Origin of the sequence: Agrobacterium tumefaciens (assembly GCF_017726655.1) — a bacterium.
Taxonomy (GTDB): domain Bacteria; phylum Pseudomonadota; class Alphaproteobacteria; order Rhizobiales; family Rhizobiaceae; genus Agrobacterium; species Agrobacterium tumefaciens_B.
Map to the genome: position 1 here is coordinate 1,918,768 of NZ_CP072308.1, position 24,542 is coordinate 1,943,309.

General features: G+C 59.4%; 24 protein-coding genes. 18 read left to right on the forward strand and 6 right to left on the reverse strand.

The features are described 5' to 3' along the window. Positions 1-161 precede the first annotated feature (161 nt). The 5 genes from AT6N2_RS09560 to AT6N2_RS09580 form a co-directional block, all read right to left on the reverse strand. On the reverse strand, positions 162-1,409 hold the full coding sequence (locus AT6N2_RS09560) for an NAD(P)/FAD-dependent oxidoreductase (RefSeq protein WP_209086051.1): 1,248 nt from the start codon (positions 1,407-1,409) through the stop codon (positions 162-164). 100 nt (positions 1,410-1,509) lie between these two features. Continuing rightward, positions 1,510-3,150, reverse strand: a complete 1,641-nt coding sequence (locus AT6N2_RS09565) for an ABC transporter ATP-binding protein (protein WP_209086053.1) — start codon at positions 3,148-3,150, stop codon at positions 1,510-1,512. A gap of 5 nt (positions 3,151-3,155) precedes the next feature. Next, entirely contained in the window at positions 3,156-4,271 is a 1,116-nt protein-coding gene (locus AT6N2_RS09570; protein ID WP_371417848.1) for an ABC transporter permease, read from the reverse strand. A 29-nt stretch (positions 4,272-4,300) separates the two neighbouring features. Then, positions 4,301-5,395 carry a microcin C ABC transporter permease YejB gene (locus AT6N2_RS09575; RefSeq protein ID WP_144576195.1) on the reverse strand — a complete coding sequence of 365 codons (1,095 nt, stop codon included), beginning with the start codon at positions 5,393-5,395 and terminating at the stop codon, positions 4,301-4,303. A 142-nt stretch (positions 5,396-5,537) separates the two neighbouring features. Further along, positions 5,538-7,382 (reverse strand): extracellular solute-binding protein, encoded by a 1,845-nt coding sequence (locus tag AT6N2_RS09580; protein WP_209086065.1) that lies wholly within the window; start codon positions 7,380-7,382, stop codon positions 5,538-5,540. 201 nt (positions 7,383-7,583) lie between these two features. Between AT6N2_RS09580 and mepA the strand changes: the two genes are divergently transcribed. The 4 genes from mepA to dapB all read left to right on the forward strand — a co-directional run bounded on the left by mepA (position 7,584) and on the right by dapB (position 11,124). Further along, the gene (mepA, locus tag AT6N2_RS09585; protein ID WP_209086068.1) at positions 7,584-8,639 is read left to right on the forward strand and encodes a penicillin-insensitive murein endopeptidase; all 1,056 of its coding nucleotides are present in this window, start codon (positions 7,584-7,586) and stop codon (positions 8,637-8,639) included. A 99-nt stretch (positions 8,640-8,738) separates the two neighbouring features. Next, positions 8,739-9,122 (forward strand): methylglyoxal synthase, encoded by a 384-nt coding sequence (locus AT6N2_RS09590; protein WP_063949794.1) that lies wholly within the window; start codon positions 8,739-8,741, stop codon positions 9,120-9,122. A 22-nt stretch (positions 9,123-9,144) separates the two neighbouring features. Further along, positions 9,145-10,167: a glucokinase gene (locus AT6N2_RS09595; protein WP_209086071.1), complete on the forward strand. Its 1,023-nt coding sequence runs from the start codon at positions 9,145-9,147 to the stop codon at positions 10,165-10,167. Positions 10,168-10,296: 129 nt separating this feature from the next. Continuing rightward, positions 10,297-11,124, forward strand: coding sequence for a 4-hydroxy-tetrahydrodipicolinate reductase (gene dapB, locus AT6N2_RS09600; RefSeq protein ID WP_209086074.1), 828 nt, complete (start codon positions 10,297-10,299; stop codon positions 11,122-11,124). Between the two features lie 9 nt (positions 11,125-11,133). Here the strand turns inward: dapB and phnF are convergent, their stop codons facing one another. Further along, positions 11,134-11,871, reverse strand: a complete 738-nt coding sequence (gene phnF / locus AT6N2_RS09605) for a phosphonate metabolism transcriptional regulator PhnF (protein WP_209086077.1) — start codon at positions 11,869-11,871, stop codon at positions 11,134-11,136. An 82-nt stretch (positions 11,872-11,953) separates the two neighbouring features. On the opposite strand from phnF, the gene phnG reads away from it, so the two are divergent. From phnG to phnN, 14 genes are all read left to right on the forward strand, one after another. Further along, positions 11,954-12,415 carry a phosphonate C-P lyase system protein PhnG gene (phnG, locus tag AT6N2_RS09610; protein ID WP_209086080.1) on the forward strand — a complete coding sequence of 154 codons (462 nt, stop codon included), beginning with the start codon at positions 11,954-11,956 and terminating at the stop codon, positions 12,413-12,415. Then, on the forward strand, positions 12,415-13,023 hold the full coding sequence (phnH, locus tag AT6N2_RS09615; RefSeq protein ID WP_209086083.1) for a phosphonate C-P lyase system protein PhnH: 609 nt from the start codon (positions 12,415-12,417) through the stop codon (positions 13,021-13,023). The genes phnG and phnH overlap by 1 nt, the downstream gene beginning before the upstream one ends. A 1-nt stretch (position 13,024) precedes the next feature. After that, a complete protein-coding gene (locus tag AT6N2_RS09620) occupies positions 13,025-14,134 on the forward strand; it encodes a carbon-phosphorus lyase complex subunit PhnI (RefSeq protein ID WP_209086086.1) in 1,110 nt (369 codons plus the stop codon). Positions 14,135-14,267: 133 nt separating this feature from the next. Then, positions 14,268-15,170 carry an alpha-D-ribose 1-methylphosphonate 5-phosphate C-P-lyase PhnJ gene (locus tag AT6N2_RS09625; protein ID WP_209086102.1) on the forward strand — a complete coding sequence of 301 codons (903 nt, stop codon included), beginning with the start codon at positions 14,268-14,270 and terminating at the stop codon, positions 15,168-15,170. After that, the gene (gene phnK / locus AT6N2_RS09630; RefSeq protein WP_209086105.1) at positions 15,167-15,943 is read left to right on the forward strand and encodes a phosphonate C-P lyase system protein PhnK; all 777 of its coding nucleotides are present in this window, start codon (positions 15,167-15,169) and stop codon (positions 15,941-15,943) included. Before AT6N2_RS09625 ends, phnK begins: the two co-directional genes overlap by 4 nt. 66 nt (positions 15,944-16,009) lie before the next feature. Then, positions 16,010-16,717: a phosphonate C-P lyase system protein PhnL gene (gene phnL / locus AT6N2_RS09635; RefSeq protein ID WP_144576206.1), complete on the forward strand. Its 708-nt coding sequence runs from the start codon at positions 16,010-16,012 to the stop codon at positions 16,715-16,717. Beyond that, positions 16,714-17,331, forward strand: a complete 618-nt coding sequence (locus tag AT6N2_RS09640; RefSeq protein WP_209086108.1) for a DapH/DapD/GlmU-related protein — start codon at positions 16,714-16,716, stop codon at positions 17,329-17,331. Before phnL ends, AT6N2_RS09640 begins: the two co-directional genes overlap by 4 nt. Before the next feature lie 212 nt (positions 17,332-17,543). Further along, complete coding sequence (gene phnC / locus AT6N2_RS09645; protein ID WP_063949399.1) at positions 17,544-18,404, forward strand: phosphonate ABC transporter ATP-binding protein; 861 nt, start codon at positions 17,544-17,546, stop codon at positions 18,402-18,404. A gap of 84 nt (positions 18,405-18,488) precedes the next feature. Further along, the gene (gene phnD, locus AT6N2_RS09650; RefSeq protein WP_063949398.1) at positions 18,489-19,394 is read left to right on the forward strand and encodes a phosphonate ABC transporter substrate-binding protein; all 906 of its coding nucleotides are present in this window, start codon (positions 18,489-18,491) and stop codon (positions 19,392-19,394) included. A 70-nt stretch (positions 19,395-19,464) separates the two neighbouring features. Next, positions 19,465-20,451, forward strand: coding sequence for a phosphonate ABC transporter, permease protein PhnE (gene phnE, locus AT6N2_RS09655; RefSeq protein WP_209086110.1), 987 nt, complete (start codon positions 19,465-19,467; stop codon positions 20,449-20,451). Further along, a complete protein-coding gene (gene phnE / locus AT6N2_RS09660; RefSeq protein WP_209086113.1) occupies positions 20,451-21,800 on the forward strand; it encodes a phosphonate ABC transporter, permease protein PhnE in 1,350 nt (449 codons plus the stop codon). The genes phnE (AT6N2_RS09655) and phnE (AT6N2_RS09660) overlap by 1 nt, the downstream gene beginning before the upstream one ends. Positions 21,801-22,054: 254 nt before the next feature. After that, a complete protein-coding gene (locus AT6N2_RS09665; protein ID WP_209086115.1) occupies positions 22,055-22,753 on the forward strand; it encodes a DUF1045 domain-containing protein in 699 nt (232 codons plus the stop codon). Further along, the gene (locus tag AT6N2_RS09670) at positions 22,750-23,886 is read left to right on the forward strand and encodes an alpha-D-ribose 1-methylphosphonate 5-triphosphate diphosphatase (protein ID WP_144576211.1); all 1,137 of its coding nucleotides are present in this window, start codon (positions 22,750-22,752) and stop codon (positions 23,884-23,886) included. The genes AT6N2_RS09665 and AT6N2_RS09670 overlap by 4 nt, the downstream gene beginning before the upstream one ends. Next, on the forward strand, positions 23,883-24,482 hold the full coding sequence (phnN, locus tag AT6N2_RS09675; RefSeq protein WP_186376714.1) for a phosphonate metabolism protein/1,5-bisphosphokinase (PRPP-forming) PhnN: 600 nt from the start codon (positions 23,883-23,885) through the stop codon (positions 24,480-24,482). The genes AT6N2_RS09670 and phnN overlap by 4 nt, the downstream gene beginning before the upstream one ends. Positions 24,483-24,542: the final 60 nt, after the last annotated feature.

A 24,542-nucleotide genomic window follows, 5' to 3' on the forward strand; every position in this document is an offset into this window, starting at 1 on the left:
CGTTTCCATCTCGTTCATGCGCAGCGAGTTTCGCTAACGAAAATCGTCCTGCTGCTGATAGATGAGAAACCTCGCCACCATGATGACGTTCGCCCTTTTTCCCCTTTTGTATATGAACATGTTACGTGGCCTGTTGCAGGAAGGCCAGCAGTTTCCTCTTCTTACGGATTGAACCTCTCCGGGCGATAGGCATCGATCGCGATAACCGGCTTCTCTCCCAGCATGGCTTCGGCTATGACCCGGCCCGTAATCGGCCCGAGGGTAAGACCATGATGGGCGTGCCCGAATGCGAACCACAATGTTTTGTGACGCGGCGCCTTGCCAATGATCGGCATCATGTCCGGTGTGCATGGCCGCGCACCCATCCATGGCTCAGCATCGAGCCTTCCGCCGAGTGGGAAAATGCTGCGCGCCACACGCTCCGCGCGGTCGATCTGCACGGGGGATTTCGGTGCGTCGCGCTCGGCAAACTCTGCTCCGGTCGTCAGCCGGATGCCCTTCCGCATGGGCGCAAGAAAATAACCGCGCTCGGGATCGATCAGCCAGTTATTGAGCCTGGCGCCCTCCTGCAGCGCATAATGCATGTGATAACCGCGCTTCACCCCGAGCGGGAAGCGATAACCCAGTCGTTGCGTCACGATATCGGCCCAGGGGCCCAGCGCCGCGACCGCCTGCTCGCCCTCAACCGCACCTGTCGCCGTGCGCACCGTCCAGCCGCTTGTGGTCTGGCTCAGTGTCGAGGCATCGCCCCGCACGACGCTGCCGCCGAGGCTTTCGAACAGCTTTACATAAGCAAGCGTCAGCCCGTGCGGATCAAGTACGGACCACGGGTCATTCCATTTCAGTCCACCAACAAAATCCCGGGAGAGGTGCGGTTCGGATGCCGCAAGCTCTTTGGCATCCAGTTTGGTGTGGGAAATGCCGTTTTCGCGGGAAAGACGCTCGGCGAAAGCATAATCGGCATCTCGCCTCTCTGCGGTTCGATAGGCTTCCATCCAGCCATTTTTGACAATCAGTTCACCCGCCCCGGCCTCATCGATCAAGATGTTATGCTCGGACACCGAATGTTCGATCAAAGGCGTATAGGCGCGGGCGATTGCGGCGTGCCTGGCGGCGGCTGAATTATACCAGTAGCGCCCGAGAAACGGCGCGATTTTGGGAAGCGCGGAGAGGCGATAACGGACATCGATCCTGTTGTTCAGCGAGTAGCGCAGCAAGAGCGCAAGGTCCTGCGGAAAACCGTAGGGCACCACGCCCTCTCTCTGGATCAGGCCGGCATTGCCAAAGGATGTTTCTTCCCCCGGCCCGCGCCGGTCCACCAGCACCACCGACTTGCCCCGTCGGGCGAGTTGCAGGGCCACCGAAACTCCGATGATGCCCGCTCCTAAAACGATCACATCCGCTGCCATCGCAATCCATCCAATTCCATGTCACCTTTATCGCAACATGGGTCGGCCTGCTGCGCAAAGCAACAGGAAGTCATCGCCTTGAACGAAATACCGATGCGGCTTACTGGCTCACCGCTTTCGTTTCCACGGCCTCGATATTGAAGGCGGCGGCGAGCAATGCCTTGGTGTAGTCCTGCTGCGGATTGGCAAAAACCTCAGCCGCAGGGCCACTTTCAACCACCTTGCCGTGACGCATGACGATGAGATCGTTGGCGAGCGCCTTCACCACCTTCAGATCGTGGCTGATGAAGAGATAGGCCAATTCGTGTTTTGCCTGCAGATCCCGCAGCAGATCAACCACCTGCGCCTGCACGCTCATGTCAAGCGCGGATGTCGGCTCGTCAAGCATGACGAAACGGGGCTTCAGCACCATGGCGCGGGCAATGGCGATGCGCTGGCGCTGGCCGCCGGAAAATTCGTGCGGATACCGCCAGCGGGTGGCCGGATCAAGGCCCACCTCCTCCAGTGCCGTGGCGACACGCGTATCGCGCTCGACGGCCGATAGCGACCGCTCATGCACCTTCAGGCCTTCGGCAATGATTTCGCCAACGGACATGCGCGGGCTGAGAGAGCCGTAAGGGTCCTGAAATACCACCTGAAGCCGATTTCTCAACGGCTTCATCATCTCATACGAATAATGGTCGATCGACTGACCAACGAAGCTGATACGCCCCTCAGACGCGATCAGCCGCGAGAGCGCAAGGCCAAGCGTGGTCTTGCCGGAGCCGGACTCGCCCACCACGCCAACGGTCTGGCCGGCGCGCAGGGTAATATCAATGCCGTCAACCGCCTTCACATGGTCGACAACGCGACGCATCAACCCGGATTTGATCGGAAACCAGACCTTGATGTCTTCACCCTGCATGACCACTGGCTTGCTGGCATCGGAGTGCGGCGGCTCGCCCTTCGGCTCGGCAGCCAGAAGATGGCGGGTATAGGCGTGCTGCGGATCGGTAAACACCTGCTCTACCGTGCCGGTCTCGACAATCTTGCCCTTGGTCATGACGCAGACACGGTCGGCAAACTTTCGGACGATACCGAGGTCGTGGGTGATGAACAGCATGGACATGCCATGTTTCGCCTTCAGATCGCTCAAGAGTTCGAGGATCTGCGCCTGGACCGTGACGTCGAGTGCGGTGGTCGGCTCGTCGGCGATCAGCAGTTTCGGCCGGTTGGCGAGCGCCATGGCGATCATCACGCGTTGCCGCTGGCCTCCAGACAATTCGTGCGGATAGGCCTTCAGGCGCTTTTCCGGCTCGCGGATGCCGACCTGCAACAACAATTCGAGTGTGCGTTGACGCGCCTCCGCGCCGGTAATTGCCTGATGCAGCTCCAAGATTTCGCCGATCTGCCGCTCGATGGTGTGGAGCGGGTTGAGCGAGGTCATCGGCTCCTGGAAGATCATGGTGATATCGTTGCCGCGCACCGCACGCAGGGAGCGCTCCGGCAATGTCAGCATATCCTTGCCATCGAACAGGATTTTGCCGGAGGGGTGGCTGGCCGCCGGATAGGGCAGGAGTTTGAGAATGGAATTTGCGGTGACCGACTTGCCGGAGCCGGATTCCCCGACGAGGGCAACGACTTCGCCCGGCATCAGGTCAAAGGAGACGTGATCGACAGCGATACTGGTCGCGCCGCCCTGATGGAAGGCGACGGAGAGATCACGGACGGAGAGAAGCGGCTGAATAGTTGTTTCCATCATGGCGATCACCGGAACGTCTTGCGTGGATCGAAGGCGTCGCGAACGGCCTCGCCGATGAAGATCAGGAGCGACAGCATGATGGACATCGTAAAGAATGCCGTCAGGCCCAGCCAGGGAGCCTGGAGGTTGTTCTTTCCCTGCGCAATCATCTCGCCCAGCGACGGCGATCCCGGCGGCATTCCAAAACCGAGGAAGTCGAGCGAGGTGAGTGTCGTGATCGAGCCTGAGAGAATGAAGGGCAGGAAGGTCAGCGTTGCCACCATGGCGTTGGGCAGAAGGTGGCGGAACATGATCGTCCAGTTTCCGACCCCGAGTGCGCGGGCAGCCCGGACATATTCGAAGTTTCGGGCGCGCAGGAATTCGGCGCGGACAATGCCCACAAAGCCGACCCATGAAAACAGCAGCATGATGCCGAGCAGCACGAAGAAGCCCGGCGGCAGGATGGCCGCGATGATCAGCAGGATGTAAAGCACCGGCATCGACGACCAGATTTCGATGAAACGCTGCAGAAGCAGGTCCGTCCAGCCACCGAAATAGCCCTGAATGGCGCCGGCGGTGACGCCGACAATGGCAGAAGCAATGGTCAGCGTCAGACCGAACAGCACGGAGATGCGAAAGCCGTAGATCATTCGCGCCGTGACGTCGCGGGCCTGATTGTCGGTGCCGAGCCAATTAAGATTGCCAAGCGTGCAGCCGGGATCGGCATCGCCCTGCGGGTAGGCCGAGCAGCGCTCCTTTTTATCCATCAGCCAGAAAGGTGCCGTGGGCGCGGAATGCGGAATATTGGAATTGACCGTCTGGTAGGAGTAACGGATCGGTGGCCAGATCATCCAGCCATTGGCGTTGATCTCGTCCTGAATGAAGGAGGATTTGTAATCGGTCTGGGCGAGAAAACCGCCAAATTTTTCCTCCGGATAATCGACCATGACCGGCACGAGAATCTCGCCCTTGTAGGAGGCGAGGATGGGTTTGTCATTGGCGATGAATTCCGCCATGAGGCTCAGGAAGAACAGGATCAGGAAAAGCCAGAAGGACCAGTATCCACGGCGATTAGCCTTGAAATTCTGCCAACGGCGCTTTGTGGTTGGCGAGAACCACGGGCGCTTGGGCTTGACCAGCATCTCTGTTCCGGCGGGATGAGCAAGCGACATCACACGTCCCTCCGCTCGAAGTCGATGCGCGGATCGATCCATGTGTAGATGAGGTCAGAGAGCAGGCCGACGACGAGGCCCATCAGCGAAAAGATGAACAGCGTGCCGAAGACAATCGGGTAATCACGGTTGACGACCGAGAGATAACCGAGCCGGCCGAGGCCATCCAGCGAGAAGATATTCTCGATCAGCAGCGAGCCGGTGAAGAAGGCCGAGATAAAGGCGCCCGGAAAGCCGGCGATCACGATCAGCATCGCGTTGCGGAAGACATGGCCGTAGAGAACCTTGCGTTCCGTAAGACCCTTGGCTCGGGCGGTGATGACATATTGCTTCTTGATCTCGTCGATGAAGGAATTTTTGGTCAAAAGCGTCGTCGTCGCGAAGGCAGAGAGCGAGAGCGCGATGAGCGGCAATGTGAGGTGCCAGAAATAGTCGATGATCTTCTGCCACCAGTTCAGCTGGTCGAAATTATCCGACACCAGGCCGCGGAGCGGAAACCAGTCGAAGAACGATCCGCCGGCGAAAAGCACGATGAGCAGGATGCCGAACAGGAAGCTCGGCACCGCATACCCGATGATGATGATGCCTGAGGTCCAGACATCGAAGGTCGAGCCGTCGGAAACGGCCTTCTTGATGCCGAGCGGAATGGAAATCACATAAGAAATGATCAAAATCCAGAAGCCGAGCGAGGCCGAGACCGGCAGCTTGTCGATGATGAGATCGATGACCGACGAATTGCGGAAGAAGCTGTCGCCGAAGTCGAAGCGGATGTAATTCCACATCATTTCAAGGAACCGGGTGAGCGGCGGTTTGTCAAAACCGAATTGCTTTTCGAGCTTCTTGATCAGCTCCGGATCGAGCCCCTGCGCGCCGCGATATTTCGACCCGCTTTCATCGAAGCCGCCCCCCTGCCCCGTGAGGTCGCCGCCGCCAGAGAGGCGGTCGGAAGCGCTGTCGCCCTGGCCCGTCAGCTGCGCGACGACCTGTTCCACCGGACCGCCCGGGGCGAACTGGATGACGAGAAACGAAATGCCCATGATGCCGATAATGGTTGGGATCATCAGCGCCAGACGTCTGAGGATATAGGCGCCCATCAGCCTTTTCTCCCAGCCGTTCGGTCAGCGTCTTTCGTCTGGGTCAAGCCCGGTCCTTTCCTCAAAGCAGCGTCGTGCGCATGTCAAGCGATTCGTCCTGGCCTATGTGAATCAAGCCTTGATCGCGAAAGCAAGGCCGGCGTCATTTTCCGGCCTGGCTGGACCACCAGGCTTCGGGAAATCCGATGCCGTATTCGGGCAGGTTTTCCGGGCGGACAATCGTGTTCCAATAGGCGATGAACAGCTCGCCACGGTAGAATTGCGGAATGACATAGCTGTTTGCGAGCAGCACCCGGTCAAGCGCCCGGGCAGCAGCGACCTGCTCATCGCGATTGGGCGCAAAAATGACCTTGCGCACCAAAGCATCAACGGCCGGGTTCTTGATGCCGGCGAGGTTGTTCGATCCCTGACGATCAGCAGCCGCCGAACCCCAGTAATCGGCTTGCTCGTTGCCCGGGTTGGCCGACGTCGCCCAGAGCTTGACGATAATGTCGTAATCGAAGCTGCGGGTGCGGTTGGTGAATTGCGAGGCATCGACCGTACGGATCGTCGCGTTGATGCCGATTTTCTTCAGACTCTGCACATAGGGAAGGATCGTTCGTTCCATGCCGGCGGAATCAATCAGGAATTCCATATCGAGTTGCTGACCGGTCTTCGCATTGACCATGCGGTTGCCGCGCAACTCGAAACCGGCCTCCTTCATCAGCTTCACCGCTTCGCGCAGATTGTCGCGCTGCTTGGCCGGATCGCCCGCCACCGGATTCTTGTATTCCGTCGTGAAGACCTCAGGTGGGACCTGATCCTTGAGCTCCTGAAGCAGTTCCAGTTCTCGACCCGTCGGCAGGCCAGATGAAGCCAATTCGCTGCCCATGAAGAAGCTGTTGATGCGCTGGAACTGGCCGTAAGCCAGCGTGCGGTTGAGTTCCTCGAAATCGAAGGCATAGTTCAGCGCCTTGCGCAGTTTCGGGTTCTGGAACTTTTCCCGCCGCATGTTCGGCACAAAAGCCTGCATGATACCGACGGAACGGTAGATGTTCGGCAGCTCCTCCTTCTTCACCCGACCGTCTTTGACAGCGGGAAAATCATAACCCGTGACCCAGCGGCTGGAGGAAGCTTCCCGCGCGAAATCGATCGTGCCCGATTTAAATGCCTGGAATTCCACGTCCTGATCGGCAAAAAAGGTGTAGGCGATGGTTTTGAAGTTGTTCATCCCCACGTTTACGTTGACGTCCTTGCCCCAATAATCGTCACGGCGCTCATAAGTGATGGTCGATCCGGGGGCGACGGCAGCGATCTTGTAGGGGCCGGAACCCATGACCGGCTCCAGCGTGCCGCGCGAAATGTCACGCGGCTTCCCGTCCGGGCCGGTGCCTTCCCACCAGTGCTTGGGAACGATCATCAATTGACCGACGATCTGCGGCAGCTCGCGATTGTTCTTTTCATCGAAGGTGAAGGTGATGTCCCTGTCGCCGCTCACTTCCGCCTTGGTGACGTGGGTGTAATAGGTCGCAAGCTGCGGGCTCAGGTCCTTGGCCTTTTCGAAGCTGAACACGACATCCTCGGGCGTCACCGGCTTGCCGTCCGCCCATTTGGCCTCCTGTCGCAGGCGGAACGTCGCTCTGGAAATATCGTCGGGATAGCTGACGCCTTCCGCCAGCAAACCATAGGAGGCCGAGAGTTCCTCTTCCGTCGATTTCATCAGCGTATCGAAGACGAGCGAAAGGCCCGTTGCCGCCTCGCCCTTGGCCAGCAGCGAGTTTAGCGTATCGAAGGTGCCCGATGTCGAGAGGCGCAACGTGCCGCCTTTGGGCGCATTGGTGTTCACATAGTCGAAATGGTCGAAGCCATCGGGATGCTTCAACTCCCCGACCGTCGAAATCCCCTTTCGCCAGACATCGCCCGACTGGGAAAATGCCGCCACCGGCATCAGCAGGGCGGAGGCCGTGAGGGCAATGAGAAAGCGGGATTTCAGTGGTGCCAATATCATCGGGTCAATGTCCGTGTTCTTGTACTTGCTCGAGAGAGCATAAAAGAAAGATTGGCAAAAAACAGATGCGCTGTCTCACAAGCTCTTTATCGACGTATTTATCCTGCCTTGCGCGGTCCAGGCGAAACATGGTTTAAACAAAATCCCGTTCCAGTTTATCCTCAGAGGTAGAGAATCAACTGATCGGGCGGGCAAGGCTACATGACGGCGGGATCATCCAGAATATTCAAGGCAGCGATGCTCACGATGTCGGTCGTCTCGGCGCTGCAATGGCAGATCGAGACCGCATCGGCCGAAGACAGGCCCGCAAAAGAAGTGTTCGGCCACATGGCGCTGCCTTCCGCCGCAGCTTCTCAACCGATCGGCTCTTATGCCAAAGGCTGCCAGGCTGGCGCCGTCGCCATGCCTACCGATGGCCCCGGTTGGCAGGCCATGCGCCTTTCCCGCAACCGGCGCTGGGGCCAGCCGCAGCTGATTTCCTTTCTTGAGCGGTTTTCGCAGGATGCCCAGAAGATCGGCTGGCCGGGCCTGCTGCTTGGCGATATTTCCCAGCCACGCGGCGGTCCTATGCTGACAGGGCATGCCTCGCACCAGATCGGTCTCGATGTGGATGTCTGGTGGCGGCCCATGCCCACTCCCCGGCTGACGGTGGAGCAGCGAGAGACGGTGCCATTCATCTCGATGCTGGACAAGAGCAAGTTTTTGACGGTTGACGACCGCAAATGGTCGCCGCTGAATGCCCGGCTGGTGATGATGGCGGCAAGTTACCCGCAGGTGGAGCGTGTCTTCGTCAACCCGGCCATCAAGCAGAAACTCTGCCAGACATGGACCGGCGACCGGACCTTCATGGGCAAGATCAGGCCGATTTACGGCCATGACGAGCACTTCCACATTCGGCTGGAATGCCCGCCCGGCGCGCCCAATTGCAAACCGCAGGCATCCGTCGGCAAGGGCGATGGTTGCGACAAGTCCCTTGCCTGGTGGTTCACCAAGGAGCCATGGGCGCCGCCGAAAAAGGACCCCAATGCCAAGCCGGTAAAGCCGCGCCAGGTGATGGTTTCCGATCTGCCGGCGGCCTGCGCCGCAGTTGCAGCTGCTCCTTCCGCCAATCCCGAGGGGATTGCGGCTCAGGCCTATTCCGCCTCTCCGGCTCAGGCCGTGCGACAGCAGAATGTAGAACAGGTCATTCAGAATGCTCCGGCCATCCAGCCGCCATCCGATATTCCCCTCCCGACCCAGCGTCCGACATTGAACTGAAACAGAACTGAGGCATTCAACAGCTTCCCTTTTCAAACGGCGGCAAGCTGTTATAGAAGGCTTCAAATCGATTTAATTCTAATGACACAGGCTGGGATCATGGAAGGGCTACGCTGTATCGCGCTCATCGCTCACGACGAGAAAAAAGACGATATGGCGGACTTCGCCCGTCAGCATCAGAAGGCGCTTGCCAAGTTCAAGATCGTCGCCACTGGCACCACCGGCGGGCGCGTGCAGGAAGCCTGCCCGGGCCTCGAAGTCATTCGGCTTAAAAGCGGTCCGCTCGGCGGCGACCAGCAGATCGGCGCGATGATCGCGACAGGCGAAGTCGACATGCTGATCTTCTTTACCGATCCGCTGACGGCCATGCCGCATGACGTCGACGTGAAGGCGCTGACCCGGCTGGCAACGGTTTACGATATCCCCATGGCGCTCAACCGTGCCACTGCCGAAAATCTCATCGACTTCCACGTCGCCAACTGACCCTCCCACCATGGAACAGGCAATGCCGAAGACGTCCGATACCGAATATCTGTCCTTCCCAATCCTTCTTGGCGACATCGGTGGCACCAATGCCCGTTTTTCCATCCTGATCGATTCCTTTGCGGAGCCCGTGCATCTCACAACAGTGAAGACGGCGGAATATCCAACCATTGGCGACGCCATCCAGCAGGCGGTTCTGGACAAGACCTCGCTTCAGCCCGTCTCGACCATTCTTGCCATCGCTGGCCCGATCGAAGGTGATGAGATACCGCTCACCAACTGCCATTGGGTCGTCAAGCCGAAGGGCATGCTCGCCAATCTCGGGCTCAAGGATGTCATCGTCATCAACGACTTCGAGGCGCAGGCGCTCGCGATTGCGGCTCTTGACGACGACAACCGCGACGCCATTGGCTCCGGCAAAAAAGACGTGCTGGCCTCTCGCGTGGTTCTTGGACCGGGCACGGGACTTGGTGTGGCCGGTCTGGTTTATGCGCGCCATATGTGGTTCCCCGTGCCTGGCGAAGGTGGCCATATCGATATTGGCCCGAGAAGCGCGCGTGACTATGAGGTTTTCCCGCACATCGAAACCATCGAGGGCCGCGTCGCCGGCGAACAGATTCTATGCGGACGCGGACTGGTCAACCTTTATCGGGCCATCTGCAAGGCCGACGGCATCGGGCCTGTCTTCTCCGATCCCGCCGACATCACCTCGCACGGCCTTTCCGGCCAGAATGCACAGGCGAAAGAAACGCTGTCGCTGTTCAGCACCTATCTCGGCCGCGTGGCGGGTGACCTTGCATTGATCTTCATGGCCAAGGGCGGCGTTTATCTGGCCGGCGGCATTTCGCAGAAGATCGTTCCGGCGTTGAAGAGCCCGGAATTCCGCGCCGCTTTCGAAGACAAGGCGCCGCACAGCGCGCTGATGCGGACCATTCCCACCTTCGTCGTCACCCATCCACAGGCGGCGCTTTCAGGTCTTGCCACCTACGCCAGAACGCCTTCGGATTTCGGCCTGTCGCTGGACGGGCGACGCTGGAGAGCCTGATCGTTGCAAGTGTCGGCCAGCTTTGATGCTTGCGAAGCGCAGAGGCGCTCTTTAACGTCATGGCGGAAGATATCCAACATCCGATACCGGCGGGTTTCGATCCGTCTGACATGAGAAGTGAGTGACAGCATGAGCGGCAGCGACATGAAACTGGTGGTGGTCGGCGCGGCAGGCCGCATGGGACAGGCGCTGATCCGCCTCATTCACCAGACGCCAGGCGTTCAGCTGCACGCCGCCGTCGCGCGGGAAGGCTCCGCCTTCGTGGGACGCGATGCCGGAGAGATTGCCGGTCTCGGGCCTATCGGTGTCGAAATTACCAGCGATCCGCTGCAGGCATTTCTCCATGCGGAAGGGGTGATCGATTTCACCTCGCCGGCAACGAGCGTCACCTTTGCGGGCCTTGCTGCTCAGGCGCGCATCGTGCACGTCATCGGCACCACGGGCTGCTCAGCGCAAGACGACGAAAGATTCAAGGCAGCGTCCCGCCATGCCCGCATCGTCAAGTCGGGTAATATGAGCCTCGGCGTCAATCTGCTGAGTGTCTTGACCCAGCAGGCGGCGCAGGCGCTGGACGCACAGAACTGGGATATTGAAATTCTCGAAATGCACCACAAGCACAAGGTGGATGCGCCCTCTGGCACAGCGCTGCTGCTCGGCGAAGCGGCCGCCGCCGGTCGCAACGTCGATCTCGCTGCCTCTTCCGTGCGGGTGCGCGACGGGCATACGGGCGCTCGCGAGATCGGCACCATCGGTTTTGCCACATTGCGCGGCGGCTCTGTCATCGGGGAGCACTCAGTCATTTTTGCCGGCGAAGGTGAGCGCGTTGAGCTCTCCCATTATGCTGGCGACCGCTCCATCTTCGCACGCGGCGCGATCACGGCAGCCGTCTGGGCCCTGGACAAGAAGCCGGGCTTCTATTCCATGCTGGATGTGCTCGGTCTTTCGCAGACGGAATAAGCCGGTATTCTAATTTTCGACCGTGAATTCGACCGTATCGGCGGAAAATCGGCTGACGGCATATTGCACCGGCACGCCATCCATATCGGCGTTCAATGCCTTGGTGACAAGCAGGATAGCCCCCGGCGATAATTCGAGATCGGCAAGATCCTGCGTATCCGCATGGATAGCGGAAATGACGGTTGAGATGCGCACATAGTCCTCCACGCCCAGCATCTTGAAAGCTGCCGTGATCGAGCCACTGTTCTGATAGGCCTCCCCTATCCCGGCGAAACGATCCGCCGGAAACCATGTTGTCGAGCGGGACACCGGCCGGGTGTCCGCCTTGCGCAGCGTTTCAAGACGGACAAGCGGCGCATCCACCGGCATTTGCAGCCGGGCCGCGAGATCGGCATTTGCCGGCTCGGTCGTGTGGGAAAGCAGCAGCGCCTCCATTTCCTTCACCTGATCGCCGATGCCTGCCGTGAACCGCGTGCGCAGCGAAATCGGAAAGCTCAGACGCTCCTTGCGGGCGATCAACGTGCCGCGTCCCTGCATCGGCTCGAGGATGCCTTCGCTGGCCAGTGCGGCAATGGCGCTGCGAACGGTGTGGCGGTTGACGCCGAATTTTTCGGCGAGCGTCATTTCCGGCGGCAACATGCCGGTTTCGTCGTGATCGCCAGCCGCTATCTCACCCCTGATCCGGTCGGCAATCTGCCGCCAGAGCGCCACGCCGTTCTTTCTTTTCATTGCTGCTGATGGGCTCATGTCACACGCTTGTCATTCATCGCCATTAAATGTAGCTTATATTGTATAGTTGTCTACACCAATAGACATTTGAGGTCAAGCGATGGATAACGAAGCTGCGAATATGCAGATGGAGAGGAAACGAGTGGCGGCGCTTCTTGCCCGCGCCACCGTTATGGAACTTGAAACCGTCTGGAACCGGCAGGATGCCAGCCCGCAGACGGAAAACGTGCGCGGGCCTGAAACCGGCCTCGTCATGGTCAAGGGCCGTATCGGCGGCGGTGGCGCGCCCTTTAATCTCGGCGAGACCACAGTCACCCGCGCAACCGTGAAGCTTGCCTCGGGAACCGTTGGCCACGCCCATGTTCTCGGCACCGGCCGCAAGAAGGCCTGGTATGCGGCCGTTTTCGACGCGCTCTGGCAGGAAAACCGGACCCGGGACTTCATCGAGAGTGAGCTTCTTTCACCTGTCGAGAAAAGACTGCGTGACGAGAAGGCGCGAAAAGCAAAGGAAACCGCTGCGACGCGGGTCGATTTCTTCACCATGGTTCGAGGAGAGGACTGATGAGCGTCGAGGCAGAAGCACTGACCGGCGGCTTTTCCGACGCGGTCTTCGATTCTCAGCGAGTTTTTAAAAAGTTGATGGACGGCATGGCGCGTCCGGGTACACGGCAGACCATCGAGACTACGGTCGCTCCGCCAACGGCGCTCGCCCGGGCAACAGGGGCTGTTCTGCTCGCACTGTGCGACCACGATACCCCGGTCTGGCTGAGCGGCACGTTGCGCAAGACCGCAGTGCCGGGCTGGATCGGCTTTCACACCGGCGCGCCGGTGGCGGAAGAAAAAGCGGCTGCGCATTTCGCCGTCCTCGAAGCGGGCAGCGCCATCGCCTCCTTCGGCCTTTTCGCCCAAGGCAGCCAGGAATATCCCGACCGTTCGACCACGCTGATCATCGAGCTGCCCGACCTTGAAGGCGGGCGGGAATTGCTGCTCTCCGGACCGGGCATCAGAGGCGTCAACACCATTCGCCCTATCGGCCTGCCAGACATATTCCCCCTGCTTTGGGCAGAGAACAACGCCACCTTCCCGCGTGGCGTCGATGTCATCCTGACGGCTGGCGATAGATTCGTCTGCCTGCCGCGCACGACGCGCATCAAACCCGTGGAGGCATAAGATGTACGTTGCTGTCAAAGGCGGGGAGACCGCCATAGCCAACGCCCACCGGCTGCTGGCCGACAAGCGGCGCGGAGACCGTGACCTGCCGGCGATGAGCGTTGCGCAAATCGTTTCGCAGCTCTCGCTCGCGGTGGACCGGGTCATGGCAGAGGCGTCGCTCTACGATCAGTCGCTTGCAGCGCTGGCCGTCAAGCAGGCCCGCGGCGACATGATCGAAGCCATCTTCCTGCTGCGCGCCTACCGTACCACCCTGCCGCGTTATGGATATTCTGTCCCGGTGGACACCGCTGCAATGACGGTGCAGCGGCGTGTGTCCGCCACCTACAAGGATTTGCCCGGCGGGCAGTTGCTGGGCCCGACCTTCGATTATACCCACCGCCTGCTCGACCCCTCCCTGCTCGAGGACGACCCTGTCGAAACCGCCGCCCAGCGCGAAGGCGAGCAGGAATATGTCATGCGCGTTTCCGATATTCTTGATGAGGAGGGACTGATCGAAAGCGACGGCGGCATGCCTGACGATCACGTTGCGGGCGACCTGACGCGGGAACCAATGGAGTTTCCGATGCCGCGTGACCTGCGCCTGCAGTCGTTGGCGCGTGGCGACGAAGGTTTTCTCCTTGCGCTCGCCTACTCCACGCAAAGAGGATACGGCCGGACACACCCCTTCGTCGGAGAAATCCGCATTGGCGAGGTCGAGGTTGAACTCGACGTTCCCGAGCTCGGATTCAGTGTTTCCCTTGGCGATATCCAGGTGACTGAATGCCAGATGGTGAACCAGTTCAAGGGTTCGGCAAAGGCACCGCCGCAGTTCACACGCGGTTACGGTCTGGTATTTGGACAGAGCGAACGCAAGGCTATGGCCATGTCTCTTGTCGACCGGGCGCTGCGGGCAGGAGAGTTCGGCGAGGATGTGGTCGCTCCCGCGCAGGACGAGGAGTTTGTCATTTCACACGCCGACAATGTGCAGGCCACGGGCTTTGTTGAACACCTGAAATTGCCGCACTACGTGGACTTTCAGGCCGAACTCGGCCTGGTCAGAAAGATGCGCGCGGATTTCGACGCGATCAACGCCGATGGGGCCGTGTGGATGGGCGATGCGGCCGAATAATCAGCGGCTGTGCTGCTCGCCGAACCAGTAAGCACAAAAGACGGTCGATGCCGCAAAGACAGCAAAGAACACGGCTGCAAGAATTCCAATCTCCATGAGCTTGTACTCCTTTTTTACACAAGGCTAACGCGCAATGCTTAAAGAAGTTTCATTCGACGACGGGCTGGCTGCCTACAACTTCGCTTATCTCGATGAACAGACAAAGCGGATGATCCGCCGGGCGATCCTCAAGGCCATCGCCATTCCGGGTTACCAGGTTCCCTTCGCTTCCCGCGAAATGCCCATGCCCTATGGCTGGGGCACCGGCGGCGTGCAGTTGACGGCCTCCATCCTTGGTCCCGACGATGTGCTGAAAGTCATCGACCAGGGCGCGGACGACACCACGAACGCCGTCTCCATTCGAGCCTTCTTCCAGAAGGTGGCTGATGTGGCCGTCACCACCCGCACGAAGGATGCCACCATCATCCAGACGCGGCACCGTATTCCGGAGGAGGACCTGCATTCCGGTCAGGTGCTTGTATATCAGGTTCCAATCCCCGAGCCCCTTCGCTTTCTCGAGCCGCGCGAGACGGAAACCCGTGTCATGCATGCACTGGAAGAATACGGCCTGATGCACGTCAAGCTTTACGAGGACATCGCCCGCAACGGCCGCATTTCCACTACCTATGCCTATCCGGTGAAAGTCGCCGGGCGTTATGTGATGGACCCCTCGCCGACGCCGAAATTCGACAATCCGAAAATGAATATGTCGGAGGCGTTGCAGCTGTTCGGCGCCGGGCGCGAAAAGCGCATCTATGCCGTGCCTCCCTATACGGATGTCGTCAGCCTGGATTTCGAGGATCACCCGTTTGAAGTCCAGCGCTTCGACAAGCCCTGCGCACTGTGCGGCGCGGAGAATGTCTATCTCGACGAGGTGGTGCTGGATGACAAGGGCGGGCGCATGTTCGTCTGCTCCGACACCGACCATTGCGATGATCGCCGCGCCAATGGCCATAAGGGCCACCTGCTGGCGGTTGTAAAGGAGGCAGCAGAATGAGCGACGCACCGCTTCTGAAAGTCCGGGACGTTTCCAAATATTACGGCGACCGCGCCGGTTGCCGCAACGTCTCCTTCGAGCTTTACGCCGGCGAGGTTCTGGCGATTGTCGGCGAATCCGGCTCAGGCAAGACGACCCTTCTCAACTGCATTTCTACCCGGCTGATGCCAACGGCAGGCAGCGTGGAATATCGCATGCGCGACGGCTCCGTGCGTGACCTTTACCACATGGGAGAAGCCGAACGGCGTTTCCTGATGCGGACCGACTGGGGTTTCGTGCACCAGAACCCCGCAGATGGGCTGCGCATGGCGGTGTCGGCTGGCGCGAATGTTGGCGAGCGGCTGATGGCCGTGGGCAACAGGCATTACGGCAATATCCGTCAATCGGCCAGCGAATGGCTGGAGCGGGTGGAAATCGGCACCGACCGTATCGACGACCAGCCGCGCGCCTTCTCGGGCGGCATGCGCCAGCGCCTCCAGATCGCCCGCAACCTTGTCACCTCGCCGCGCCTTGTCTTCATGGATGAGCCGACAGGTGGTCTCGATGTTTCGGTGCAGGCGCGTCTGCTCGATCTGGTTCGTGGCCTCGTCAACGATCTCGGCCTTGCCGTTGTCGTCGTCACGCATGACCTCGCGGTTGCGCGGCTTCTTTCCCATCGCATGATGGTGATGAAGGGCGGCGATGTCATTGAGCACGGTCTGACCGACCGGGTGCTGGACGACCCCCGCGAGCCCTACACGCAATTGCTTGTTTCCTCCATTTTGCAGGTCTAGCCGCGCGATGCCGAAAAGCGCCTCCCGCTTTTCGCAGAAGATCAGCGCAGGAAGAGAAAATCCACCATGCCGACACCTCTCATCGTTTCGGAAGTCTTTAAAAGCTTCACCATGCATCTTCGCGACGGCATCGAGCTGCCTGTCGTCCGCGACGTGAATTTTTCCGTATCTGGCGGCGAATGCGTCGTGCTCGGCGGCCCTTCTGGCATCGGCAAAAGCTCGATCCTGAAAATGCTCTATGGCAATTACGCCATCGACAGCGGGCAGATCCTTATTCGCCATCAGGGCGAGGTTGTCGATATTGGCAGCGCTTCACCCCGCACAATTCTCGATATCCGTCATCGCACCATCGGTTATGTCAGCCAGTTTTTGCGGACGGTACCCCGCGTCGCGGCGATTGACGTGGTTGCCGAGCCGCTTCTGGCGCGCAAGGTTGCCGCTCAAGATGCGCGTGAGCAGGCCGCCGCACTGCTTTCGAAACTCAACCTGCCACGGGAATTGTGGTCGCTGCCGCCCGCCACCTTTTCGGGCGGCGAGCAGCAGCGCGTCAATATCGCGCGCGGTTTCATCACCGATCATGCAATCCTGCTTCTCGACGAGCCAACGGCCTCACTCGACGCCACCAACCGGCGTGTGGTGGTGGAGATGATCAGGGAGAAGAAAGAAAAGGGCACCGCGCTGCTCGGCATTTTTCACGATGAAGAAGTGCGAGAGGCCGTGGCCGACCGCATTCTCGACGTCTCGCAATTTTCGCCCCGGAAGGCAGCAGCATGAACTCCAAAGTCGGTCTCGAACCCGTCATCCACGACACTGCCCGTGTCCTCAATTCCTCGATTGGCCACTTTACCGAAATTTCGGAGCGCTGCCGCATCGAAGAGGTCGAGATGGGCGACTATTCGTACGTCATGCAGGATGGCGCGATCTGGTGCGCCACCATCGGCAAATTCGTCAATATCGCCGCTTCCGTCCGCATCAACGCCACCAACCATCCGATGCAGCGGGCGACCCTGCACCACTTCACTTACCGCGCCAACAATTATTGGGACGACGCGGAAGACGAGTCCGACTTTTTCGCCGCCCGCCGCGCCAGACGCGTGGTGATCGGCCACGACGTATGGATCGGCCATGGCGCCACCATCCTGCCGGGTGTCAACGTCGGCAATGGCGCTGTCATCGGGGCTGGCGCCGTCGTCTCGAAGGATGTTGCGCCCTATACGATTGTCGGGGGCGTTCCCGCGAGGTTGATCCGCGACCGCTTTCCGCCTGAGGTCGGCCAGCAGATGGATGATCTGCGCTGGTGGGACTGGGACCACAAGAGGCTGCGCGACGCACTCGATGATTTCCGCAGCCTGTCAGCCGAAGATTTCATCGCAAAATATCGCGGCTGAGACATCGCCCGTCTGATATATCCCCCGGGACCTATCCGGGGGTTAGTTTTTAAGCCTTGTCGATCATTCCGAAAAAATTGGTTCGAACTTTCGCCGGCGAAATGCAGTCGCGCTACATCAGCACCTTGTAATATTTTCTTCATCAAACTGACATTGGCACTTCACGCATCATTGTTATGTCCAACCCCGTCATAAGAAGATTGGACGGGGAAATGAGCTTTCACCTGAAGCAAGTCACGCGCCGTTTCGGCAACCATACCGCGGTCGATGCCGTGAATGTCGAAATACCGCAGGGACAGATGGTAGGCGTGATAGGACGTTCCGGAGCGGGAAAGTCAACGCTGCTGCGGATGATAAACCGGCTCATCGATCCCTCCTCCGGCTCAATTCATTTCAACGATACCGAAGTTTCGTCCTTGAAAGGTGCCGCGCTCCGCAACTGGCAGCGCGACTGCGCCATGATCTTCCAGCAGTTCAATCTCGTCCCGCGCCTCGACGTGCTTACCAATGTCATGCTCGGCCGCCTCAACCACCGTTCGACGCTGCTCAGCCTCTTCAACATCTTCACGGATGAAGAGCGGCTGATGGCGATCGCCGCACTTGAACGGCTGGGCATCGAGCATGTGGCAATGCAGGCCGCAGGTACGCTTTCCGGGGGCCAGCAACAGCGCGTGGCGATTGCCCGCGCCCTGATGCAGTCTCCGAAGATGGTCCTGGCCGATGAGCCGATCGCCTCGCTCGACCCGCTGAACGCCAAAATCGTTATGGACGCGCTGCGCGACATCAACGAGCGCGAAGGCATCACTGTCGTTACGAATCTGCACACACTGGATACAGCGCGCAACTATTGCGAACGCATCATCGGCATGTCGAAAGGCCGCGTCGTTTTTGATGGCACGCCGGCTGAGCTGACGGCTGCCGCCGTGACGGAAATCTACGGCACGGACTCACACGGCGCCGGCATCGACGAGACCATGACCTCGACCAGTATAACCATTCCCGGCGCGCAACTTGCCGCGCGTCCGGTGCAGCAATCTGCCGGCCCAGAACCGCTCGCTCTCGCCGGGCTCTGAGGAACCGCTCAGCATCGTTTGCGTCCGCGTCAAGGGCCAACATCTCAAAACAACTCCGGCTCGCCGGGAAACAGGAGAAAGTCCATGTTGAAGAAATTGCTTCTCTCGGCAGTCGCCCTTGGCGTTCTGGCCGGTTCCGCCATGGCTCAGGACATCAAGGTTCTGCGCATCGGTCTAGACGGTTCCGAAAACGAGGCAGACCAGATCCGCAACGCCAAGTGCGTCGCCGATGGCCTCAAGGCTGCAACGGGCGTTTCCGAAGTGCAGGTATTCCCGTCGCCGGATTATAACGGCGTTATCCAGGGCCTTCTCGGCGGCACCATCGACATCGCCTCCATGGGCGCGTCGTCCTATGCCAAGATCGCCATCGCTGACCCGAAGGCCGTCGATCCGATCCTGACCTATACGGGCTCTGACGGCTCCAGCGGCTATTACACCATCATGGTTGCCCGCAAGGACAGCGGCATCAAAACCCTGGCGGATGCCAAGGGCAAGAAGATCGGCTTTGCCGACCCCGACTCCACATCTGGCTTCCTTATTCCAAACGTTGCCATCCCTAAGGAAACCGGCACGCCGATCAAGGAATACTTCTCCGAAACCGGCTTTGGTGGCGGCCACGAGAACCTCGTTCTCGCCGTTCTCGACAAGAAGTTCGATGTCGGAACCACCTTTGGTTCGGGCGTTGGCAAGTGGGAAGACGGCTACTCCGGTGGCAACCTTCACCAGATGGTCAAGAAGGGCAACCTCGACATGGACGATATCGTTGAAGTCTGGAAGTCACCGCTGATCCCGAACGGCCCGCTGCTCGTTGCCAACAAGATCGGCGACAGCATGAAGCAGAAGGTCGAGGACTTCTTCATGGAACTGCCGAAAAAGGACCTCGCCTGCTTCCAGGGTTTCACCCAGGGCAAAAACACCGCCTACATCAAGGTCGACCCGTCCTTCTACCAGACGATCATCGACGCCCGTAAGTCCGTTATCGGCGGCTGATTCTCAAATCATATCAGGAAGCGGCGGTGCCTGGCGGCATCGCCGCTTTTGCCAATAAAGGAAGAGCGGCATGGCGACCACACTGCACCAGGGCACCCTCTCGCCCGAGGGATTGAGCGCATCGTCGAAAACGGTCATGCGTCACTATCAGCAGCAGCTCAAGACGCGGCGAATCTACACCGTCATCTCGCTCGTGGTCTTTCTCGCCATCCTTGCCGCCTCCCTGAATTTTGCCAATGCGGCCAATTCAGGCAAGTTTTTCGAGCGCCTGCCCTATTTCTTCGATTTCATGAAGACCTTCGTGCCTGATAGTCCGCTGGAAGTCTTCCGGGCGATGTTCGACCTGCCGTCGCCCTATGCGGATGGTTCGCTGAAATATAATTATGTCGCCGATCGCGTTTACATCGCCGATGGTTTCTACATCCCGCATTTCATCTACCAGCTGATCATCACGCTCAATATCGCGCTGGTTTCGACGATCATTGGCACCGGCTTTGCCTTCGTGCTCTGTTTCTTCGCCTCCACCAATCTCATCGGCGCCGGGCTCGTGCGCTGGGTGGTGCGCCGGATTATGGAAGTGTTGCGGGCCTTTCCTGAAATTGTGGTCGCCGGACTGTTGACCGCCATCCTGTCGATCGGCCCGATCGCGGCGATCATCGCAATTTCGGTCCACACGATCGGCGCTCTCGGAAAGCTCTTTTTCGAAGTTGTTGAGAATGCCGACATGAAACCGGACGAAGGCCTGCGCGCCGCGGGCGCCAACTGGCTCGAACGCGTGCGTTTTGCCATCGTGCCTCAGGTTCTTCCGAATTTCGTTTCCTATGCCCTCCTGCGCGCTGAGATCAACGTGCGTGCCTCCACCATCATCGGCGCGGTGGGCGGCGGCGGTATCGGGGAGGTCTTCCGCCTGTCGATCGGCAACGATCATGCGGCAAAGACCTATGCCATCATCATTTTACTGTTGATTACCATCATCGCCGTCGACCAGTTCTCCAGCTGGCTGCGCCGCCGGCTGATCGGCCAACAATCCTTTGAATTCGGACGGGGAGCGGCCTGATGTCGTCGAGTTTCATTCTCAACACTGCCGAGCGCGAGAGGCTGACGGCTGCTCATCCTGCGGTATTCAACCGCAGCGTCATGCAGCGATATGGTCTGCTTATCGGCCTTCTAGCCGTGACCGCCTATCTTATCGGCTGCTTTTTCTTTTTCAACGTTGGCCCGGCCTTCATGCAAGGGCGGTGGGATCGGGCTTCCAGCTATATTCAGGACTGGTACTCCTGGCGTGCCCAACCGCGCCTTCGTTTCGAAGACGGGAAGGTGGAGCCGCAATGGTCGAGCCGCGGGCAATACCCGGCCGATGCCAGGATCGACTGGCTGCAGCCGCTGCCGAATGGTGGATATAGCGTTGTTTATGCGGGCTCGGACAATCGCCTCGACGTGACGCCGACGCAGGTGGATGTGTATGTCGATGGCATCGGTTATCCCATCGTCATCAATGGGGAGCAGGCCCTCGCACCCCAAAACGCACCGGATGAAATCCAGCAGGATGGCAACAAGGTGCTCGTGCATTACGGCTTCGCAGGTCAGGCGGAGATCCGCACGAGCCAGGTCTATGTACAGCGCCGCTTCCTCGGCTGGGCGAATTTCTTCTTCGACACGCATTCCGAATTCTGGGGCAAGAGCTACGCTCAACTGGCGGCGATCGCCCTATGGGGAGAAAGGCTCGATCCGGCCCGCTCCAATATTGGCCACATGGTGGATGATTTCCTTGATAACGGCGTCTGGCAACATGCCGACGTCCTTTCCAAGCTGATGCAGACACTGGTCATGGCGTTTGTCGGCACATTGTTCGGCACGCTCGTCGCCCTACCGCTCGCCTTCATTGCCGCCCGCAACATCACCGCCAACAAGGCCGCCAATTGGAGCATGAAGCGCCTGTTCGACTTCCTGCGATCCATCGACATGCTGATCTGGGCGCTGTTCTTCACCCGCAGTTTCGGTCCCGGACCGATCCCCGGCATTGCCGCGATCTTCTTCACCGACACCGGGGCGCTTGGCAAGGTTTATGCCGAAGCGCTGGAGAACGTGGACGACAAGCAGCGTGAGGGCGTCAAGTCGGTCGGCGCGTCGCCGATCGCTGTCAATCGTTTCGGCGTGTTGCCGCAGGTTCTCCCGGTCTTCATTTCGCAGTCGCTCTATTTCTGGGAAAGCAACACCCGCTCCGCCACCATCATCGGCGCGGTGGGTGCGGGCGGCATCGGCCTCAAACTGCTGGAAGCAATGGGGACCAATGCCGACTGGGACAAGGTCGCCTATATGGTCCTGCTCATCCTCTTTGTGGTCTTCCTGTTCGACCACATCTCCAATTCGCTGCGCTCGCGCCTGATCGGCAAGGCACAGCATTAGACTTTGTAGACGAAATGACGACGGTTACGGTTGTCATTACTCCGCCGCGTCGCCTGATTTCATCATCAGGTCTACCCCGGTTTGTCCCGATAGATCACCCATGTTTCTGAAAGCTTTCTAGCATTCGAGCACTTTTTTCTTGCGGCATCATCATTCTGTCACGGAAAGCGATTACCTCGCACTCCTGACCTTGCGGGAAGCGGGCGAGTCACGCCAAATAGCTTTTCATCCCTGGTTCCCCATGACACTGAAGAGTGCTTGCCGTGCGCTATGCCATCTATTTTTCCCCGGCTAAAGATCATCCGCTGACTGAAAGAGCATCGCGCTGGCTGGGCCGCAATGCATTTTCCGGCACGTCGTATAATGACCACGCCGATTATGCCGGGATGACTGAGGAACCGCGTCGTTACGGTTTCCACGCAACGCTGAAGGCGCCATTCGAGCTTGCGGAAAAATACAGCGAAGCGGAGTTGGTGGCGGCTCTGACAGAGTTCACTTCCGAGAAGCAGGTTTTCGACATTCCGCGTATTGTCATCGAGGCACTTGGACCATTCTTCGCTCTGGTGCCGGATCGCATTTACCAACCGCTGCAGGACTTTGCCGCGGAGATCGTGGATCATTTCGACCGCTTCCGTGCGCCCCTGTCCGAAACCGATATTGCCCGCCGCCGGCCGCAGATGCTGACCGAAAGCCAGCGGCAAAATCTGTCGCTTTGGGGTTATCCGCATGTGATGGATGACTTTCGTTTCCACATGACGCTGACCGGACGCATCGACGAAGCCGAGCAGCCTGCCGTGCGCAACATGCTTTCTGCGCAGTTTTCCGAGTTTGTCGACAAGCCGCTCACCCTTTCCGGCCTTGCCCTTTTCATTGAAGAGGAGCGCGGCGCACCATTTACCGTTCACAGCTGGCATCCGTTTGCTGAGCCACCCAAGAAAGATACGATCCCATGACCGAGCACGCCCTTTCCAATGCCCGTATCGTTCTGGAAGACGATATTATTCTGGGCTCCGTTCTGATCCGTGACGGCAAGATTGCCGACATTAGCGAAGGCGCTTCGAAATCAGGAGAAGACCTTGAAGGAGACTTTCTGATCCCCGGTCTGGTAGAACTTCATACCGACCATCTGGAACAGCATTATTCGCCGCGTCCCGGCGTGACCTGGGACAAGATCGCCGCGATCCAGGCTCATGACGCCCAGGTCGCCGCCTCCGGCATCACCACGGTTTTCGATTGCCTGCGCCTTGGCTCGGATGAGGATGGCGGTTTCAAAAAGGGCGAAATGCGGGAGATGGCTGACGCCATCGAGGCGGCGGCGGACCAGAACCGCCTGCGCTCCGACCACCTTCTGCATCTGCGCTGCGAGGTGGCGTCCGCCGATGTGCTGGAACATTTTGAGGACTTCGAGACCGATCCGCGCGTGCGGCTGATTTCGATGATGGACCACTCACCGGGCCAGCGCCAATTTCAGTCCATGGATCAATACATCTTCTATTATCAGAAGAAGCGCGGTTTGAGCGATGAGGCCTTTGCCGAATTTGTGCAGCGGCGACAGGCAGCCTCGGCCGAATATTCCGCCAAGCATCGTGATTATCTGGCCGCCCGCTGCGCTGAGCGTGGCATTACCGTTGCGAGCCACGATGACGCCACCGAGGCGCATGTGGGCGAGGCGATCGGCCATGGGGTGAAACTGGCGGAGTTCCCGACCAGCGTCGAAGCGGCCAAGGCATCGCACAGCGCGGGCATGAGCGTGCTTATGGGTGCACCCAATATCGTTCGCGGCAAGTCGCATTCCGGCAATATCGCCGCCCGTGACCTCGCCGAAATCGGGGTGCTGGATGTGTTGTCATCCGACTATGTGCCTTTCAGCCTGCTGTTCGCACCCTTCTTGCTTGCCGATCAGGTGGAGGGAATCAGCCTGCCGGAGGCACTGCGTATGGTCACGGCCACGCCGGCGCGCACGGTCGGTCTTCTTGACCGCGGTCGCATCGCGCCGGGATTGCGGGCCGATCTGGTGCGAGTGCACCGCGAAGAGGGCGTTCCGGTCGCCCGTTCCGTCTGGCGTCAGGGCAAGCGCGTGGCATGAGCATTGATGGGGATGATAGCCGGCGCGCGCAATCGCCCGGCACGATGGTCGTTGTTGTCGGCCCGAGCGGCGCCGGCAAGGACACGCTGATGGACTATGCCTCGGTCCAGCTTGCCGGCCGACCCGGCTTTCATTTTACCCGTCGCGTCATTACCCGCAGCTGCGATGCGGGTGGTGAAAACCACGACGCCGTTTCCATGCAGGAGTTCAACCGTCTGGAAGATGCGGGTGCCTTTGCCGTTTCCTGGGAAGCACACGGGCTTAAATACGGCATTCCTTCTACCGTCCACCGTCATCTTGAGGCGGGCGACGTGGTGATCGCCAATGGCTCACGATCTGCCCTGCCCCATTTCGGCACCGCCTTTGTCCGTCTTAAAGTCCTAAACATCGTTGCGCGGCCCGATGTGCTGGCGATGCGACTGGAGCAACGCGGGCGCGAGAGCCGGGACGATATTCTGCGACGGCTGGAACGCAGTTCGCTCACCGTCGCCGGCGATTTCGACGTCACGACTGTCGACAATAGTGGCGCGATCGAAGAAGCCGGGCGGGCGATCATGCAGGTTCTTGAGCAAAGCTGCACCTACCGGCACGCCTGAAACGAGGCGCCACGCTTCTCGACAAACCCCTTTCCCATGCTTACCATCGTACGACAACTA